At 35.3% G+C, this 20,153-nt stretch carries 11 protein-coding genes and 1 pseudogene; all 12 read left to right on the top strand.

The features are described from left to right. Positions 1-19: 19 nt before the first annotated feature. Positions 20-1,399 (top strand): quinol:cytochrome C oxidoreductase, encoded by a 1,380-nt coding sequence (locus MK119_RS02545; RefSeq protein ID WP_290670531.1) that lies wholly within the window; start codon positions 20-22, stop codon positions 1,397-1,399. 26 nt (positions 1,400-1,425) lie between these two features. Beyond that, a complete protein-coding gene (locus MK119_RS02540) occupies positions 1,426-2,487 on the top strand; it encodes a cytochrome c oxidase subunit II (RefSeq protein ID WP_290670528.1) in 1,062 nt (353 codons plus the stop codon). Positions 2,488-2,528: 41 nt separating this feature from the next. Next, positions 2,529-4,324: pseudogene (locus MK119_RS02535) on the top strand (cbb3-type cytochrome c oxidase subunit I). A 92-nt stretch (positions 4,325-4,416) separates the two neighbouring features. Further along, entirely contained in the window at positions 4,417-5,439 is a 1,023-nt protein-coding gene (ruvB, locus tag MK119_RS02530) for a Holliday junction branch migration DNA helicase RuvB (protein ID WP_290670525.1), read from the top strand. 114 nt (positions 5,440-5,553) lie between these two features. Further along, entirely contained in the window at positions 5,554-6,237 is a 684-nt protein-coding gene (locus MK119_RS02525) for a cytochrome P450 (protein WP_290670522.1), read from the top strand. A 2-nt stretch (positions 6,238-6,239) separates the two neighbouring features. After that, a complete protein-coding gene (locus tag MK119_RS02520; protein ID WP_290670519.1) occupies positions 6,240-6,887 on the top strand; it encodes a cytochrome P450 in 648 nt (215 codons plus the stop codon). After that, positions 6,884-7,816 (top strand): tRNA epoxyqueuosine(34) reductase QueG, encoded by a 933-nt coding sequence (queG, locus tag MK119_RS02515; RefSeq protein WP_290670516.1) that lies wholly within the window; start codon positions 6,884-6,886, stop codon positions 7,814-7,816. Before MK119_RS02520 ends, queG begins: the two co-directional genes overlap by 4 nt. 1,302 nt (positions 7,817-9,118) lie before the next feature. After that, positions 9,119-11,419 carry an NADP-dependent malic enzyme gene (locus MK119_RS02510; RefSeq protein WP_290670513.1) on the top strand — a complete coding sequence of 767 codons (2,301 nt, stop codon included), beginning with the start codon at positions 9,119-9,121 and terminating at the stop codon, positions 11,417-11,419. Between the two features lie 93 nt (positions 11,420-11,512). Further along, positions 11,513-12,094: a Holliday junction branch migration protein RuvA gene (ruvA, locus tag MK119_RS02505; protein ID WP_290670510.1), complete on the top strand. Its 582-nt coding sequence runs from the start codon at positions 11,513-11,515 to the stop codon at positions 12,092-12,094. A 5-nt stretch (positions 12,095-12,099) separates the two neighbouring features. Then, complete coding sequence (gene sprA, locus MK119_RS02500; RefSeq protein WP_290670507.1) at positions 12,100-19,317, top strand: cell surface protein SprA; 7,218 nt, start codon at positions 12,100-12,102, stop codon at positions 19,315-19,317. A 70-nt stretch (positions 19,318-19,387) separates the two neighbouring features. Further along, complete coding sequence (gene gcvH / locus MK119_RS02495) at positions 19,388-19,768, top strand: glycine cleavage system protein GcvH (RefSeq protein WP_290670504.1); 381 nt, start codon at positions 19,388-19,390, stop codon at positions 19,766-19,768. After that, a complete protein-coding gene (locus tag MK119_RS02490) occupies positions 19,761-20,147 on the top strand; it encodes a VanZ family protein (RefSeq protein ID WP_290670501.1) in 387 nt (128 codons plus the stop codon). The genes gcvH and MK119_RS02490 overlap by 8 nt, the downstream gene beginning before the upstream one ends. The last annotated feature ends 6 nt before the right edge of the window (positions 20,148-20,153 follow it).

Genomic DNA, 20,153 nt, shown 5'->3' with positions numbered 1-20,153 from the left:
CGATATAGAATTATATACAATGTATACGTTTTCAAATAGATTAAGACTTTTCGCAATCATTTCATTTGCACTTGGAGCAATCATGGTAGGATTCAGTTTCCTTAACGTGCCCGGTTCAGTAGAAGATATGAAGGCAATGGAAGCAGCACATGGACATCATGGTGGTCATGGAGAAGCAAAACATGATGATGGTAAAACAGCACATCACGATCAGCAAAAAACTGACGCAGCACATGCTACAGGACATGGTAGTGAAGCAGGAGGACATCATGATTCTGCAAAGCACGATGCACACAAATTAACACAATTGCAAAATAAGCCTTGGGCAGCAGTATATGTAGCAGCCTTTTTCTTTATGATGATTGCACTTGGAGTACTAGCATTCTATGCTATTCAACGTGCAGCGCAAGCAGGTTGGTCCCCATTATTATTTAGAGTCATGGAGGGGATTGGTGCTTATATTATTCCAGGAACAATTACCGTAGTGTTATTAATTGTTCTATCTGTAATGCATTTTAATCACTTATTCCACTGGATGGAGCCTAGCTTATTAGACCCAGCTAGTGAGAACTATGATAAATTAACTGTTGGAAAAAGCGGTTGGCTAAATGGAACTGGATTCATTATTAGAGCTGTAATTTATAGTTCCATTTGGATTGCATATAGTGTATTGTCTAGACGTTTTTCATCTCGTCAAGATGAGTCAAATGATAATAGTAACTTCAAGAAAAACTTCAGATTAGCTGCAGTATTCTTGGTATTATTCTTAATCTCTGAATCTATGATGTCATGGGATTGGATCATGTCATTTGATCACCACTGGTTTAGTACATTATTTGGATGGTACGTATTTGCGAGCATGTTCGTATCAGGAATCACAGTAATCGCATTAATTACAATATACCTTAAGTCAAAAGGATATCTAGAGCAAGTAAATGATAGTCATTTACACGATTTAGCAAAATTCATGTTCGGTATTAGTATTTTCTGGACATATTTATGGTTCTCTCAATTCATGTTAATCTGGTACTCAAACATTCCAGAAGAAGTTACATACTTCATTACAAGAATTGATGACTATACGTTGCCTTTCTTTGGAATGTTAGCATTAAACTTAATATTCCCATTGTTAATCTTAATGAATAGTGATTTCAAGAGATTAAATTGGATTATTGTAATCGCTGGAATTGTAATTCTATTCGGTCACTATATAGATGTGTTCAACATGGTTATGCCTGCAACGGTAGGGCCAAACTGGTCACTTGGAATAGCTGAAATAGGTGCAGTATTATTATTCCTAGGATTATTCATCTTTGTTGTATTTACAACATTGACGAAGAAACCATTATTGGCAAAACGAAATCCGTTTATTGAAGAAAGTAAACAATTTCATTATTAATTAATTTCAAAACAGTATAAAATAAGATGACTACTGGTTTACTAACGTTTTTAGTACTTATCCTAATTGCAATCGCAATTTGGCAGTTGACGAAGATATTTGACTTATCACAAGCGAAAGCTGATAATTCTCAAGTAGCGAATGACAAGGATAATAACATCAATGGATACCTTATGATGGGATTCTTGATGTTCATATATGCAATCACAATAATTTCTTTCTGGAAATGGGGAGATTTGCCACTAATCGGAAACTCCGCTTCTGAACACGGATCAAGTGTAGATACTTTGATGATTATATCAATGGTATTAATCTTCTTCGTTCAAACGGTTACCCAAGCTTTATTACACTATTTTGCTTACAAATACAGAGGTGAAAAAGGAAGAAAAGCATTATACTATGCTGATAACGATAAATTAGAATTTATTTGGACAATCATTCCAGTAATTACATTAGCAGGTTTAATTCTTTACGGATTATTCACTTGGAATGAAATCATGGATGTGAACATGGATGATGATCCAATTGTAGTAGAATTATATGCACAACAGTTTAACTGGAAAGCCAGATATGCTGGAGAAGATAATGTTTTAGGGAAAGCAAATGTACGTTTAATTGACTTAGGTGATAATCCAAACATCTTAGGGTTAGACAGAGAAGATAAATATGCACAGGATGATATTATCACTCAAGAACTTCATTTACCAGTTGGTAGAAAAGTAGTTTTCAAAATGCGTTCGCAAGACGTATTACACTCTGCTTACATGCCGCACTTTAGAATGCAAATGAACTGTGTTCCCGGTATGATTACCGAATTTGCTATGACGCCTACAAAAACGACTGCAGAAATGCGCGAAACACCTAAGATTGTGAATAAGGTAAGTCGTATCAATTCAATTAGAGCAGCAAAAAGTAAAGAATTGGCAGCAAAAGGTGAAGAAGCTTTAGAGCCTTATGAGTTTGATTTCCTTTTATTATGTAATAAAATCTGTGGTGAATCTCACTACAACATGCAGATGAAAGTGATAGTGGAAAGCCAAGAAGACTACGATAAGTGGATTGCAGCACAAGAAACTTTCGGAAAATAAGAAATAGTTAAAGAAATAATTAAAAGATATAATATATAGATATGTCAGCAGAAGCATTACACGCAAAAGATCACGGACACGATCACGGACATCATCATAAAGAGACATTCATTACTAAATATATATTTAGTCAGGATCACAAATGATTGCCAAGCAGTACTTAATTACAGGTATCATTATGGGAGTTATAGGGATCATGATGTCTATATTTTTCCGTATGCAAATTGCATGGCCAAAAGAATCATTCACAATCTTTGAAATATTCTTAGGAAATTGGGCACCAGATGGAGTACTAAGTGCTGATAAATACTTAGCCTTAGTCACAATTCACGGTACCATCATGGTATTCTTTGTACTGACAGCAGGATTAAGTGGTACGTTTAGTAACCTTTTAATCCCGTTGCAAATTGGAGCACGTGATATGGCTTCTGGATTCCTAAACATGGTGTCGTATTGGTTATTCTTTATTTCAAGTGTAATCATGGTATTATCATTATTTGTTGAAGGTGGAGCTGCATCTTCAGGGTGGACAATTTATCCTCCATTAAGTGCTGTGCCAGAAGCAATTCCAGGATCAGGTTTAGGAATGACATTATGGTTAGTGTCTATGTCGATATTTATTGCATCGTCCTTACTAGGGTCATTAAACTATATTGTTACGGTAATCAACCTCAGAACAAAAGGAATGTCGATGACAAGATTGCCATTAACAATCTGGGCATTCTTCGTAACAGCAATCATTGGTGTTATATCGTTTCCAGTATTATTATCCGCAGCCTTATTATTAGTTTTTGACAGAAGTTTCGGAACATCCTTCTATCTATCAGACATATTTATACAAGGAGAAGTTTTGCATTATCAAGGAGGGTCCCCAGTTTTGTTTGAACACCTATTCTGGTTCTTAGGTCATCCTGAAGTATATATTGTATTACTTCCAGCTTTAGGGATTACCTCCGAAATTATAGCCACCAACTCGCGAAAGCCAATTTTTGGATATCGAGCCATGGTTGCCTCAATTTTGGCAATTGCATTTTTATCAACAATTGTATGGGGTCACCACATGTTTATCTCAGGAATGAATCCGTTCCTAGGGTCTGTATTTACGTTCACAACATTATTAATTGCAATACCATCCGCTGTAAAAGCATTTAACTATATTACCACACTCTGGAAAGGAAACTTACAGATGAACCCTGCAATGTTATTCTCTATTGGATTAGTATCTACATTCATTACTGGAGGATTAACAGGTATTATTTTAGGTGATAGTACATTAGATATCAACGTTCATGATACATACTTTGTAGTAGCGCATTTCCACTTAGTAATGGGTATATCTGCATTGTACGGACTGTTTGCTGGAGTTTACCATTGGTTCCCAAAAATGTTTGGAAGAATGATGAATAAGAATTTAGGGTATATTCACTTTTGGGTAACAGCAGTCTGTGCGTATGGAGTATTCTTCCCAATGCACTTCATTGGAATGGCAGGATTACCAAGACGTTATTATACAAATTCCGAATTCCCATTATTTGATGACTTAGCAGATGTGAATGTGGTCATTACTCTATTTGCAATTATAGGAGGAGTTTTCCAATTGGTATTCTTGTATAACTTCTTTAGTAGTATTTTCTACGGAAAGAAAGCAACACAAAATCCATGGAGATCCAATACATTAGAATGGACAACTCCAGTTGAGCACATTCATGGAAACTGGCCAGGAGAAATTCCTCATGTACACCGTTGGGCTTATGATTATAGCAAGCCAGGACATGATGAAGATTTTGTTCCTCAAACAGTACCAATGAAAGAAGGTGAAGAAGAACTACACCATTAAGATCTTAAAAAATCACAACTCTCTTATAAGAGATTACAAATAATAAAAAGCCTTTCTGCATAGAAAGGCTTTTCTTTTTTATCTTTGTTTTAATGAATGATAACTTAGACCCTACAAATCAGAACTATTCATCCGAAGAATTAGACATTGAAAAAGCATTACGTCCACTATCCTTTGATGACTTTACAGGACAAGATCAAGTGCTAGAAAATCTTCAAGTATTTGTGCAGGCTGCTAATCTTCGTGGTGATGCCTTAGATCATACGTTATTTCATGGTCCTCCGGGATTGGGAAAAACTACGTTAGCCCATATATTAGCCAATGAGCTTGGTGTAAGTATTAAGGTTACTTCAGGTCCTGTATTAGATAAGCCAGGAGATTTAGCTGGATTGCTAACCAATCTTGATGAACGTGATGTATTATTTATTGATGAAATACATCGTCTCAGTCCCATTGTGGAAGAATATCTCTATTCGGCGATGGAAGATTATAAGATTGATATCATGATCGAATCTGGACCAAATGCCAGAACTGTTCAAATCAATTTGAATCCTTTTACATTAGTTGGAGCTACGACACGTTCAGGATTGCTTACAGCGCCAATGCGTGCACGTTTTGGAATCGCTAGTCGATTACAATATTATTCAACAGAATTATTGTCAACTATCGTACAACGAAGTGCTCAAATATTAAATGTTCCTATTAGTATGGAAGCTGCTATAGAAATTGCAGGAAGAAGTCGCGGAACACCACGTATTGCCAATGCATTACTGCGTAGAGTGCGCGATTTTGCCCAAATCAAAGGAAATGGTACCATTGATATCGAAATTGCAAGATTTAGCCTAAAAGCCTTAAATGTGGATGCCTATGGATTGGATGAAATGGATAATAGAATTCTATCAACAATTATAGATAAATTTAAAGGTGGACCAGTCGGAATCACAACCTTGGCAACAGCAGTATCTGAAAGTGGTGAAACCATCGAAGAAGTATACGAACCATTTCTTATTCAACAAGGATTCATTATACGAACACCAAGAGGAAGAGAAGTCACAGAATTGGCATACAAACATCTAGGAAGAGTTAAAGGCGGAATTCAAGGAGGATTATTCTAAAACGCGGAATTGTTAATGAAGAATTTTAGATGGAAAAGATTTTTTGAATAACAAATTAGCGAATCAACAAGCAGACAAATAAAGGAGCGTAGCGACCAAACACCTAACACCAAGATGTACAAATACCCAAATAAGATTCCGTTTTTCAAGTTGTTTCTAAAATCATCGTCAATTACTAGAAACCCAATTCCATTTCATAAAGATGGTTTTCAAAAACATGGAGGTTCGTTTGCAATTAAGCCGCCATTTGCGAATACAGTAATGTTAACACGAGATGCTGAAATTACAAAACATCTACTGCGAAAAAATCATCGAAACTATAACAAGTCCAAAATTCAAACAAAATTCTTATCAAAGTACGTTGGAAAGGGGTTGTTGACTTCCAGTGGAGATTATTGGTTAAAACAGCGACGACTCATTCAGCCTGCATTCCATAAAGAAAAGCTGCAAAAACTAGTGGCAATCATGGAAAGAACTATCGAAAAGCAAATCGAGAATCTTCCAGAAAATAAAAGTATCGATTCGTATCCAATCATGAATGAATTGGCGTTTCATGTGGTGGCAAAATCACTATTCAACTATTCTTCAGACGATACCACCATGCATCGTTTGCAGGATATCATAGAAACATTGCAGGATTTTATCATTCGTGAAATTCGACAACCGCATAAAAAATGGTGGTACGTAATCAGTGGTTTGGTAAAAAAGCATTTAAAACTAGTAGAAGAAAGTCGCGAAATTATCAATAAAGTTATCGATGAACGTCGCGCTTCCAATAAGGAAATGATGACTTATTAGACATGTTGCTCAAAGCGAAATATGAAGATGATGGAACATCGATGACCAATGAGCAATTAATTGACGAAATCTTGATCTTCTTTGTAGCTGGGCACGAAACTACCGCTAATGCACTTACATTTACGTTTCATTTGATCGCAAAAAATCCTGAAGTATATCAAAAAGCCTTGTTAGAATTTGAAGCTATTGATGATGATTTGCCGCCGATGGAAAAAATTGCAAAACTCAACTATGTAAAAAACTGTGTTGAAGAATCCATGCGATTGTATCCGCCAGCTTGGATTACTGATAGAGTGGCGATAGAAGACGATTCGTTTGCAGACTATCATATAAAAAAAGGAACCATGATCGGAATTTCTTTTTACGAATTACATAGAAACGAAAAATACTGGAAAAACCCAGATGAATTTAAACCAGAGCGTTTCTCAGACGAACACCGAAAAGAAACTGCGGGTTATTACTTTCCTTTTGGAGCTGGACCAAGAATGTGTATTGGAAATGGTTTTGCGCTCTATGAAATGATGTTAACAGTGTATGAAATGCTTAAAAAATATCACATAGAAACGGATCAAGAAAAAGTAGAAGTTGCGCCGCTAATCACATTAAAACCAATCAATCTTACGCTGAAATTTACAAAAAGGACTCCTTGAATTCAACACAAAAACATACAGAACTCATCAAAGCTGAGGCAAAACGCTTAGGTTTTCTGTCTTGTGGAATTTCAAAAGCAGCATTTCTTGAAGAAGAAGCGCCGCGATTAGAAGCTTGGCTCAATAAAAACATGCATGGCGAAATGAAATACATGGAAAATCATTTCGATAAGCGACTCGATCCAACGAAATTGGTGGAAGATTCAAAATCGGTAGTGTCTTTACTATTAAATTACTATCCATCCGAAACACAAAAAGATGCAGAAGCTCCAAAAATTTCCAAGTATGCCTATGGAATGGATTATCATTTTGTGATTAAAGACAAATTAAAACACTTGCTCAACTTCATTCAAGATGAAATCGGAGAAGTTTCAGGAAGAGCATTTGTAGATTCTGCGCCTGTGTTAGACAAAGCTTGGGCAGCAAAAAGTGGATTGGGTTGGATTGGAAAGCACAGCAATCTACTCACGCAAAAAGTAGGTTCTTTTTATTTCATTGCAGAACTCATCATTGATTTAGAACTTGAATACGATTCGCCAGTCACAGATCACTGTGGAAGTTGTACTGCTTGTATCGATGCTTGTCCAACACAAGCCATTGTAGAGCCTTATGTGGTCGATGGAAGCAAATGTATTTCTTATTTCACCATCGAACTCAAAAACGAAATCCCAACGCATGTACAAGGACAATTTGATGATTGGATGTTTGGTTGCGATGTTTGTCAAGATGTATGCCCGTGGAATCGTTTCTCAAAACCACATAATGAACCATTGTTCAATCCACACCCTGAATTATTGTCCATGTCTAAAAAAGAATGGGAAGAAATTACTCACGAAGTCTTCAGTGAAATCTTTCGTAAATCTGCAGTTAAGCGTACAAAATATGCTGGCTTGGTTCGGAATATTAACTTCTTAAAAACAGAAAAATAGCAAATTTTAATTGACTATTGCATATTTTTGCATTTTATATTAAGTACTTTTTAGCTCGAAATGTAAAACGCTATACATTTTATGAAGAGCTTTATCTTTCTTTATTTTGTTATTTGAATTCCTCAACTTTAGGGAAATTGTTAAATCGAAAAAAATCTTCGTATTCACATAGCGAAAAATGACATATTTCATTCAATAAACACCTTTTAATAATTTTTATTTCTTAATTACTTCTTTTTACTTGTAAGAAGTAAGCTCCTAGCAAAGTTTTGAGAGTAAAAGAAGAAAATGAAATGACCCTTAGCATAGGAACATATTATTGGGATATTATATGATTTGAAGTTAATTGTATAGATCAAATTCAACAAATAATTGATAGTGATATTAATCTTATAAATATATTGTTGATTGAAAATATCATAGCATGATCTAACTCAAAATATAATTATCAATGCAGTTGATCGCATATATTTAGATTTGAGGAATTAAGGTGGAGCATATAAGTATTATGAAAGGGTTTTGCTGTTGCTTTGGAAAGTAAAAATATGGATGTGTTTGTTGTTGCAAGTATTTTGAAGAAAAATACTTTATGAGCTTTTCAGTAAAAAATTAGAAGCTTTCAATTATTGATTTAACTTTCAAGATGATTACTTTTAATCATAGATAGTATATCACTCAACTATGTGAGGGCATTGTTGTTGAAGTCATGCTAAAATGGATTAGATTTTTACCCACTTCTCTTTTGTATACTTCATATATGATTTTACTTTACAGATTTCTTAGACTAAGCAATAGTAGCATAGAAAACAATTTCTATTTCAACTTTTCAAGATATTTTATTGTGAAAATATAGTAGATATGAAATAGAGTATTCTGTATTGGCAATGTGTATTGTGTTTACTGGTTAACAGTAAGGTGTTTGGGTTGTTAATAATTTTAATATGCAAAAAAATGTAAAATTAATTCTAAGGAAAAAGAAGGTTTGCAAGATGCACATCTAATAAGATAACGGAGCGTGGAAGAACCTTAAGAAAATATACAATTATTGGATGTTTTCAAGGTTGTGATGTAGAATATAAAGTTGCTAGATTATACTAGGTATTTGAATATATGTATAGATGGTATTGAATGCTATTTTTTAAGTTGAGAACTTAAAACTATCAAATAAATTAGCGGGGAAAGATCAATTTAGGATAGTTTATGTTTTCAGAAGGTCATAGAAATTAACATACTATGACCTTTTTTCTTACTTTCCTTTCTCTCAAAAATGCTACATTTGCATTTCGTATCTAAAGAAAAAATATGAGCAACAAAGAACGTAAAAGGAGAGAAGCTCTTGTATATCATGCTAAACCGCAACCAGGGAAAATCAAAGTAGTTCCTACGAAAAGATATTCTACGCAACGTGACTTGTCCTTAGCATATTCACCAGGAGTTGCAGAGCCTTGTTTAGAAATAGAAAAGGATAAAAAAAATGTTTATAAATACACTACCAAAGGAAATTTGGTTGCTGTAATTTCTAACGGAACTGCAGTCTTAGGTTTAGGAGATATTGGTCCAGAAGCTTCAAAGCCAGTGATGGAAGGAAAAGGATTGTTGTTCAAAATTTTTGCAGATATCGATGTTTTTGATATTGAAGTAGATACCAAAGATGTAGGCCAATTCATTGAAACGGTAAAGAACATTGCTCCTACTTTTGGAGGAATCAATCTAGAAGATATCAAAGCACCTGAAGCATTTGAAATAGAACGCAGACTTATTGAAGAACTAGATATTCCTGTGATGCACGATGATCAGCATGGAACAGCAATTATCTCTTCTGCGGCGTTAATCAATGCCTTGGAATTGGCGGAGAAAAAAATAGAAAACGTTCGTTTTGTAGTCTCAGGTGCAGGTTCAGCAGCTATTTCATGTATGAATTTATATGAAGCACTTGGTGCAAAACTAGAAAACATCGCTATGTTTGATGTAGATGGTTTGCTACATAAGGATCGAACAGATTTATCGCCAATGCAAGCACGTTTTAGGACTTCTAAACACTATGACTCACTGGCAGATGCCATGCAAGGAGCAGATGTGTTTTTGGGACTTTCTGTTGGAAATATAGTTTCGCAAGATATGTTACGTTCTATGGCAGACAATCCAATTGTATTCGCTATGGCAAATCCGACACCAGAAATCTCTTATGAGGAAGCCATTGCTTCCCGTCATGATATTATCATGGCAACAGGTCGATCAGATCATCCAAATCAGGTAAACAATGTACTTGGTTTTCCATTCATCTTTCGCGGAGCTCTTGATGTTCGTGCAACAAAGATTAATGAGGAAATGAAAATGGCAGCTGTAAAGGCCATTGCAGCATTAGCAAAAGAACCCGTTCCAGAGCAGGTAAATATTGCTTATGCAGAAACCAAACTTGCCTTTGGAAAAGAATATATTATTCCAAAACCATTTGACCCTAGATTAATTGCAAAAATTCCTCCAGCAATAGCAAGAGCGGCAATGGAATCAGGAGTGGCTACAGAACCTATAGATGATTGGGCGCGTTATGAAGATGAACTTTTACACAGGTTAGGAGCAGACAATAAAATCATTCGATTATTACACAAAAGAGCGCGTACCAATCCAAAACGAATTGTATTTGCAGAATCAGATCACTTGGATGTGCTCAAAGCGGCACAATATGTATACGATGAAGGTATTGCAATTCCAATTCTCTTAGGAAATGAAAAGCTTATCCATGAACTCAGAGACGAATTAGAATTTGATGGCGATGTTGAAATTATTGATCCTAAAAGTGATGAACAATTAGAAAAACGTGATAAGTTTGCTAAAATTTATTGGGAATCTAGAAAACGTAAAGGAGTAACACTTATTGATGCGCAAAAGAAAATGCGTGAACGTAACTACTTTGCAGCAATGTTGGTAAATGATGGTTATGCGGATGGACTTATTTCAGGATATTCAAGAAGTTATCCAACGGTTGTAAAACCAATGTTAGAGCTCATTGGAACGGCAAAAGGCGTACGAAAAGCAGCTACCACAAACTTAATGATTACAGAACGTGGACCAATATTCTTATCAGATACCTCAATCAATATTGATCCGTCTGCACGAGATTTGGCGAAAATTGCACAAATGACAGCATTAACCGTGAAAATGTTTGGACTAGAGCCAAATATTGCTATGTTGTCGTATTCTAACTTTGGCTCTTCTGAACATGAAAATGCAAAAAAGGTGAGAGAAGCTGTTCAGTATCTACATAGATATTATCCTGAGATCAATGCAGATGGAGCTGTGCAATCAGACTTTGCCTTGAATCGGGAAATGCTCTCAGAAAAATTCCCGTTTTCAAAATTGGCAGGAAAAGAAGTCAATACTTTAGTTTTTCCAAACCTAGATTCGGCAAACATTACTTATAAACTCATGAAAGAGTTAAATAAAGCGGACTCCATTGGTCCAATTATGCTTGGAATGAGGAAGCCCGTTCACATTTTACAACTTGGTGCAAGCGTAGATGAAATGATTAACATGGCAGCTGTAGCAGCAGTTGATGCACAAGAAAAAGAAAAGTGGCAGCAACGAAAAGAAGAAGAATTATAAATAACGATACAAGATTAGTATATTAAAGGTGCAAATGGTTAAATAAATGTGAATAAATTTATTACATTTGAAACTTTAACTAGTAAATATTAGATGATTGCTCATATTCAAGGGAAGCTCGTAGAGAAAAATCCAACAGATGTAGTGATAGAATGCAGTGGAGTCGGATACTTTATCAATATCTCTTTAACTACTTATACGCAAATCCCCAATCAAGAAAATGTAAAATTATACACGCATCTTCATGTTCGCGAAGATGCACATACACTTTATGGTTTTTTTCAAAAAGCAGAACGCGCAGTATTTCGCTTATTGATCTCAGTTTCTGGAATTGGAACAAGCACAGCCCGTACTATGTTATCCTCACTAACCGCCGAACAAATATGTGAAGCAATTGGTAGTGGAGATGTGGCAACTGTTCAAAGTATAAAAGGAATTGGAGCTAAAACTGCACAACGTGTCATTATCAAATTAAAGGATAAAATCTTAAAATTATACGATCTTGATGAAGTTTCGATGTCTCAAAGCAATACAAACAAAGAAGAAACGTTATCAGCTTTGGAAGTATTAGGTTACACAAGAAAGCAATCTGAAAAAGTACTCGATAAAATAATTAAAGAAATGCCAAACGGAAGTGTAGAAGAGTTAATCAAAATGGCATTAAAAAACTTATAATTACTTTGGAAAACATTACCAACCGGATAACAAAATATACCAAAAATACGCTTGTCGTATTTGCTTTGTTATTTAGCACCATACTAGCGGCACAAGAACCGACAACGCCGCAAGACTCAACGAAAACGGGTTATGCTATTGGAAAAATAAAATTAAAAGATCCATCAAGCATTGTCTCTAAATATACCTATGATCCAAAAACAGATCGATATATCTATACAGAAACGGTTAGTAACTATGATATTAGCTATCCTTTAATCTTGACGCCTAAACAATACCGAGAGTTATTGCTTAAGGAAACTATGAAAGGATACTTTAAAGAAAAGATTAATGCAATTTCTGGTAAAAAAGAAGGCTCAGAAGACGCACAAAAAAACTTATTGCCAAAATTCTATGTCAACTCAAACTTCTTTGAAAATATTTTTGGAGGAAATACCATTGAAGTAATCCCGCAAGGTTCTGTGGCAATTGACTTAGGAGTACGTTTCCAAAAAAATGACAATCCAGCGTTGTCGCCAAGAAACCGAAGTAACTTAAGTTTTGACTTTGATCAACGAATTAGTTTAAGTTTATTAGGAAAAGTAGGAGAGCGATTAAAAATTAATGCAAACTACGATACAGAATCTACATTTGACTTCCAAAATCAAATCAAATTAGAATATACGCCAACGGAAGACGATATCTTACAAAAAATTGAAGTTGGTAATGTAAGTATGCCTCTTAATAGCTCATTAATAACAGGTGCACAAAGTTTATTTGGTGTAAAAACAGAACTACAGTTTGGGAAAACACGTATCACAGGAGTTTTCTCCGAACAACGTTCACAAACAAGAAGTATCACAGCTCAAGGCGGTGGAACCATAGAAGAATTTGCATTATTTGCCTTAGACTATGATGAGGATCGTCACTTTTTCTTATCACAATACTTTAGAGATCGATACGATATTGCACAAGCAAACTATCCATTCCCAAACACGCCAGTAGAAATTACACGTGTGGAAGTGTGGGTAACCAACCGATCTGCACAAACGCAAAACGTACGTAACATTGTAGGTTTACAAGATTTAGGAGAATCTGATCCAGATAAAATGAGGACGAACCAAGCAATTATATTTAATGGAACTCCTTCTAGCGCATTTCCTGATAATGAAAATAATAGATATAATCCAGAAGCAATAGGAACAGGAAACTCTGTTTTATTAGAATCAATTCGTGATATTGCGACTATTCAACAAGGATTTGGAGCGGTTTCTTCAAGTGTTCAGCAAGGATTTGATTATGTGTATTTAGAAAATGCACGAAAACTGAATGAAAACGAATATAAAGTTGATACAAAATTAGGATACATTTCTTTAAATCAACGTTTAAGTAATGATGAAGTACTTGCAGTAGCATATCAGTTTACTGCAAATGGACAAGTGTATCAAGTAGGTGAATTTGCAAATGGAGGAATTGATGCGACGCAAGTTACAAACACAGATGCTGATGGGAATCCTACTGAAATTCAAAATCAAAATTTAGTTGTAAAACTTCTAAAAAGTGCCATCACGGAAGTAGAAGATCCAATTTGGGACTTAATGATGAAAAATATCTATTCAACGGATGCATATCAGTTAAGTCCAGAAGATTTTAGATTAAACATCTTATATACTGATCCTTCTCCTGTAAACTATATTACAGCTGCGGAAGGTGGACCTCCATTACCTGCAGATGTAGCCGATGAGATATTATTAAGAGTATTCAACTTAGACCGATTAGATATTTATCAAAATCCACAACCAGGTGGAGATGGTTTCTTTGACTATTTACCAGGAATTACAGTCGACCAAGAATTTGGACGCATCATATTCACGACTGTTGAACCATTTGGAGAATATTTATTTGAAAAATTAAGAAACTCTGCTACGGAAGATTACGATGATCCTAACGATTACAACGCCAATCAGTCACGCTATGTATACAGAGCCATGTATAAGGAGACGAAAGCGGGAGCGTTAGATGATGCTGAATTGAATAAATTCCAATTAAAAGGACGTTATAAATCGCAAGGTGGTGACGGAATTCCGTTAGGAGCTTTCAATGTCCCAAGAGGTTCGGTAGTAGTTACTGCTGGAGGAAGGGTGTTACAAGAAGGAATTGACTATACAGTAAACTATCAATTAGGACGTGTGCAAATTTTGGATGAAGCTTTAAAAGCATCAAACACTCCAATTAATGTATCTGTAGAAAATAATTCACTATTTGGTCAGCAAAACAAACGATTCACAGGAATTAACATAGAGCATCAATTCAATGAAAATTTCTTAATTGGGGCGACTTATCTAAATCTGAACGAGCGACCAATTACACAAAAAGCAAACTATGGTGCAGAGCCAGTAAACAACTCTATCTTCGGATTTAATGGAAACTATTCTACGGAAGTACCATTCTTAACACGATTAGTAAACAAGCTTCCAAACATAGATACAGATGTTCCTTCAAACGTTTCTATTCGTGGAGAATTTGCTTACTTATTGCCAGGAAGTCCCAAAAATGCAGACTTTCAAGGAGAAGCTACTGCCTATGTTGATGATTTTGAAGGTGCGCAGTCTACTATTGATATCAAATCACCATTAGGTTGGTTTTTAGCAAGTACTCCGGGAACACCAGATAATAGTTTGGGAGATAACTTAGGTGGACAGTTTGGAAACGATCAGTTAGAGTACGGATACAACAGAGCAAAACTAGCTTGGTATACTATTGACCCAATATTTTACGGGAATCAAGCACCGGGCGAAATTTCTCCAGCAGATGTATCTACAAGCGAAACACGTAGAATTTTTGTAGAAGAAATTTTCCCTCAAACAGATATTTCTCGTTGTCAAACTACTGTGCAAAAAACATTATATTTAGCGTATTACCCAAGTGAAAGAGGTCCGTATAATAACAATCCTACTTTTGCAGGACAACCTGAACAACAAAATTGGGCAGGAATTATGCGCCCAGTTACCACAACAAACTTTGAGCAAGCAAACGTTGAATACATTCAATTTTGGTTACTAGATCCATACTTCTCCTCTGGAAACACATCAAGTACAGGAGGAGAATTAGTCCTGAATATAGGTAATATCTCTGAAGATATCTTAAAAGATGGACGTAAACAATACGAAAACGGATTGCCAGAAGCGGATGCTGTAAACCCATTAGTAACGCAAACAGCTTGGGGGCAAGTGCCGCAAACACAATCACTTGTATATGCTTTCGATTCAGAAGAAGCTAACAGACAAGTGCAAGATATAGGTTTAGATGGTTTAAATGATACGGAAGAAGCAACGAGATATGATAACTATTCAGGTGAGGCCGATCCTGCCGCAGATAACTACCAATATTTCTTAAATGCAAACGGAGATGTATTACAGCGTTATAAAAATTACAATGGTACACAAGGAAACTCTCCTATTACGGTAACTGATACGAATAGAGGTTCTACAACAGTGCCAGATGTGGAAGATATCAACCGAGATCAAACAATGAACACGATTGATAATTATTTTCAATTTAGAATTCCTATCAATCCAAGTATTGGAACGGCTACAAGTTATATTACCGATGAACGCACAAGTTCAAGAGAAACTCCTGATGGAAGTGTGATTGAATCGCGTTGGGTTCAGTTCAAAATTCCAATTACAGATTTTTACAAACAAGATACAGACGATCGTATTTCTCTAGATGACTTAAGAGCGATTCGTTTTATCCGTATGTATATGACAGGGTTTAATGAACCGACTGTATTGCGTTTTGGAACACTTGATTTAATTCGTGGTGATTGGAGACGTTATAACTTAACACTTCAAGATAATGGTGACGATCCGCAAGATGGAGCAGATGCCAATACACAATTTGATGTAAACATCGTAAACATTGAAGAAAATGCAAACAAATTGCCAATCGGATATGTAATTCCTCCAGGAGTTGTACGTGAGCAATTAAACAATAACAATACAGTAATTCGTCAAAATGAGCAATCGCTGGGAATGGTGCTGTGTGATTTAGAAGCAGGAGATTCACGTGGTGTATTCAAGAATATTGACATTGATTTACGACAATACAAAAACTTAAAAATGTTTGTCCATGCGGAATCACTCTTCGGGCAAACGCAGCAACTAGCGGATCAAGAAGCGGTTGCTTTCTTGAGATTTGGTAATGACTTTACACAAAACTATTATCAAGTTGAAATTCCGTTAAACGTAACCTTAGATAATGAATCTTCTCCAGAAGATGTGTGGAAAAACGAATTTGATATTCCGCTAGCATTATTAACGCGAATCAAAGCAGCAAACTTCAACAATACAAGTGGTGCTACTGAAGTGGCTTACTATAATGAAAATGCAGAAGAAATTGTCAATCAATTTGCGCCGTACGGAACAGATGAGCGCATGCGTATTGCTATAATTGGTAATCCAACTATTGGTAGAGTACGTTCGTTAATGGTGGGTATTAAAAATGCAACAGCAACTGGCTTGGATGCAACAGATACACCTATTGGTGGAATTCCAATTTGTGGTGAATTCTGGTTTAACGAATTGCGTTTGGCAGAATTAGAAAATCGTGGAGGTTGGGCAGCAGTTGGTTCGTTAGATGCAAATCTTGCTGACTTTGCTACAGTATCGGCAACTGGAAGAATCAGTACGGTTGGTTTTGGTAATATTGAACAATCACCAAATGATCGGAGTAGAGAAGAAATAAAGCAATACGATGTTGTAACTAATATTAGTTTAGGACAATTACTTCCAAAAAAATGGGGAATCAAAATACCTTTCAATTATAGTATTGGAGAAGAAATAATAACACCAGAATTCGATCCATTCTATCAAGATATACGTTTAGAAGATCGATTAGATTTAGCAGAAACACAAGCTGAAAGAGATCGAATAGAAAATGAAGCAATTAACTATACGAAGCGAAAAAGTATCAACTTTATTGGTGTTCGTAAAGAAAGAGGAGCGGAGAAAAAAGCTCGTTTCTATGATGTAGAAAATTTAACACTTTCATACTCATACAACGAAACAGAGCATCATGATTATGAAATCAAATCTTTACGAGATCAAAATGTACGTGCAGGATTAGATTATAATTTTAACTTCCAACCAAAATCAATTGAACCTTTCAAAAAGAATGATTCATTATTTACAGGAAGATATTGGAAATGGTTAAAAGATTTTAACTTCAATCCGTTACCAACAAGTATTTCATTAAACTCAAACATTACGAGAAGTTTCAACGATCAAATTTATAGAGATCCATTATTACCAGAGGCTGAAATAGGTAATTTACCACGTTTACAGCAACGTAACTTCTTATTTGATTGGTCGTATGCAATTAATTATAATTTAACGAATTCATTGCGATTCAACTTTACAGCGGCAAACAACAATATCGTCAATAACTACTTTGATGAAAATGGCGATATCAACGCAGATTTAGGGATTTGGGATGGATTCTGGGATATTGGAGATCCAAACACACATACACAATCATTGCAGTTAACGTATGATTTACCGTTGAATAAAATACCAACATTTAGTTTTTTAACAGCTTCTTACAGTTATACTGGAGACTTTAACTGGCAACGTGGTTCAGATGTATTGCAAGAAGTAGCAGGAGAGCGTTTAAACACAATTCAAAATGCCAATACGCATAATTTGAATGCGACCTTGGATATGACAAAATTCTATAAGTATATAGGTTTTGTTAGAAAACGTAAAGGAAACGCTAAAACGAACCTCAAAACAAGAAACCCACGTAGACCAGGAGTTCCAACGGATAATGCAGCAGATCAAGACAAGAAAAAGACGTCCAACAAGGCAAGTGTCGGAACAAAAATATTCAACACTTTAGTGGATGTTGTTGGAAGTGTAAAACGTGTCAATATTAGTTACTCAGAAAATAATGGTAAAGTATTACCAGGATATACACCATCTATTGGATTTATTGGAACGTTAAAACCATCTCTTGGATTCGTATTTGGTAGTCAAGCAGATGTTCGTTACGAAGCAGCGCGACAAGGATACTTAACGGAGTTTACTGGATTTAACCAGCAATTTACGCAAGTGCATAACAAAAATTTAGACATTACAGCAATGCTTGAACCAATGCGTGATTTAAAAATTGATATGGTTGCCAATCGTAACTTCTCAGAAAATTTCTCAGAGCAGTTCAATGTGCAAAATGGCGAATATATCTCATTATCACCAAATGGAGCTGGAAATACATTTGGAAACTTTGGGATTTCTACCTTACTGATAAAAACAGCTTTCAAAAAGAGTGATGAAAATCAATCAGCAACATTTGCAGATTTTGAAAATAACAGGCAAATTATTGCAAGACGTCTGGCACAAGCTAATGGACAGCCATTAACAGATACAGATGGTGATGGTTTCCCTGATGGATTTGGAAAAACGAATCAAGCAGTATTATTACCAGCGTTCTTAGCAGCGTATTCTGGGCAAGATGCAAATAATGTAAAACTTGGAGCATTCAGAGATGTGCCAATTCCTAACTGGACAATAAAGTATACAGGATTGATGCGATTAAAGTGGTTCAAAAAGCGTTTCAAACGTTTCTCATTAACACACGGATATCGTTCAAGCTATACAGTCAATTCGTTTAGAAATAATTTAGATTATGATGCGGCAAATCCATTTGGAGCGTCTAACCTAGATCAAGGAGGAAACTTCCATAATCAAAACATATTCTCTAACATTAACTTGGTAGAACAGTTCAATCCATTACTTAGAATTGATATGGAAATGAAAAACTCTGTAAAAATATTGGCAGAGGTAAAGCGTGATAGAGCACTATCGTTAAGTTTTGATAACAACTTGCTTACAGAGGTTTCTGGAAATGAATATATTGTAGGATTAGGGTATCGTTTCAAAGATGTACGAATCGATACACGTATTGCAGGAAAGAAAACAACCTTAAAAGGAGACTTAAACTTAAAAGCAGATTTGTCATTACGTGATAATATTACCATTATAAGAAGTCTTGATTTATTTAACAACCAAGTAACTGCAGGACAAACACTTTGGTCATTAAAATTCACGGCAGATTATGCATTAAGTAGAAACTTAACAGCCTTATTCTATTACGATCATACATTTTCAGAATTTGCAGTATCTACAGCGTTTCCACAAACAACCATTCGTTCAGGAATTACACTTCGATACAATTTTGGAAATTAACAATAGTTGAGGTTGAAAACTTAAACAGAAAAAAGTACATTTGCTCAAATAACACAAAATTGCATACAAAATGAACATACTAGCTGATTTAAAATATACAAAAGACCACGAATGGGTAAAAATTGAAGGCGATGTAGCAACTGTTGGAATTACTGACTTTGCTCAAGGAGAACTTGGTGATATTGTATATGTTGATGTTGAAACTCTAGATGAAGAAGTTGATAAGGATGAAGTTTTTGGTACAGTAGAAGCTGTAAAAACGGTATCGGACTTATTTATGCCACTTACTGGAGAAGTGATAGAACTTAACGAAAGCCTTGAAGATGATCCAGAATTAGTCAATAAAGATCCTTATGGAGAAGGTTGGATGATTAAAATCAAAATTAAAGATTCTTCTGAGGTTGATGGTTTACTTGATGCTGAAGGTTACAAAGAAGTTTTAGGTGCTTAAATATGTTTTTTCTGTTGGAGCCCTTGCTTGGACCATTGCAATTACGATCCTAAGTTTAATAGAACTAAAAGGTCCGCAAGTATTGCATTTTTCCTATGCAGATAAGCTCATACATGGAATTATATATTTTGCCTTTACAATTGCTTGGTTTTTAGCTTTTTCAAAAGGAGTTACAAATGAAGTATTAAAGAAAAATGCGCTTGTAATTAGTGCGGTTTTTTCTATTATGTATGGTGTCATTATAGAAATTATTCAAGAGACACTAGTTACAAACAGGCAAGGAGATTGGCAAGACGCACTTGCAAACACAACAGGCATAATATTTGCAATATTCATCATAAAATGGTTTATTGCGAAAAATAGAAAGTTAAAAACGTAGAATTAA

Source organism: Kordia sp., from assembly GCF_022447245.1.
In the GTDB taxonomy this organism is placed as follows: domain Bacteria; phylum Bacteroidota; class Bacteroidia; order Flavobacteriales; family Flavobacteriaceae; genus Kordia.
This window is presented reverse-complemented; position numbering and strand designations above follow the sequence as displayed.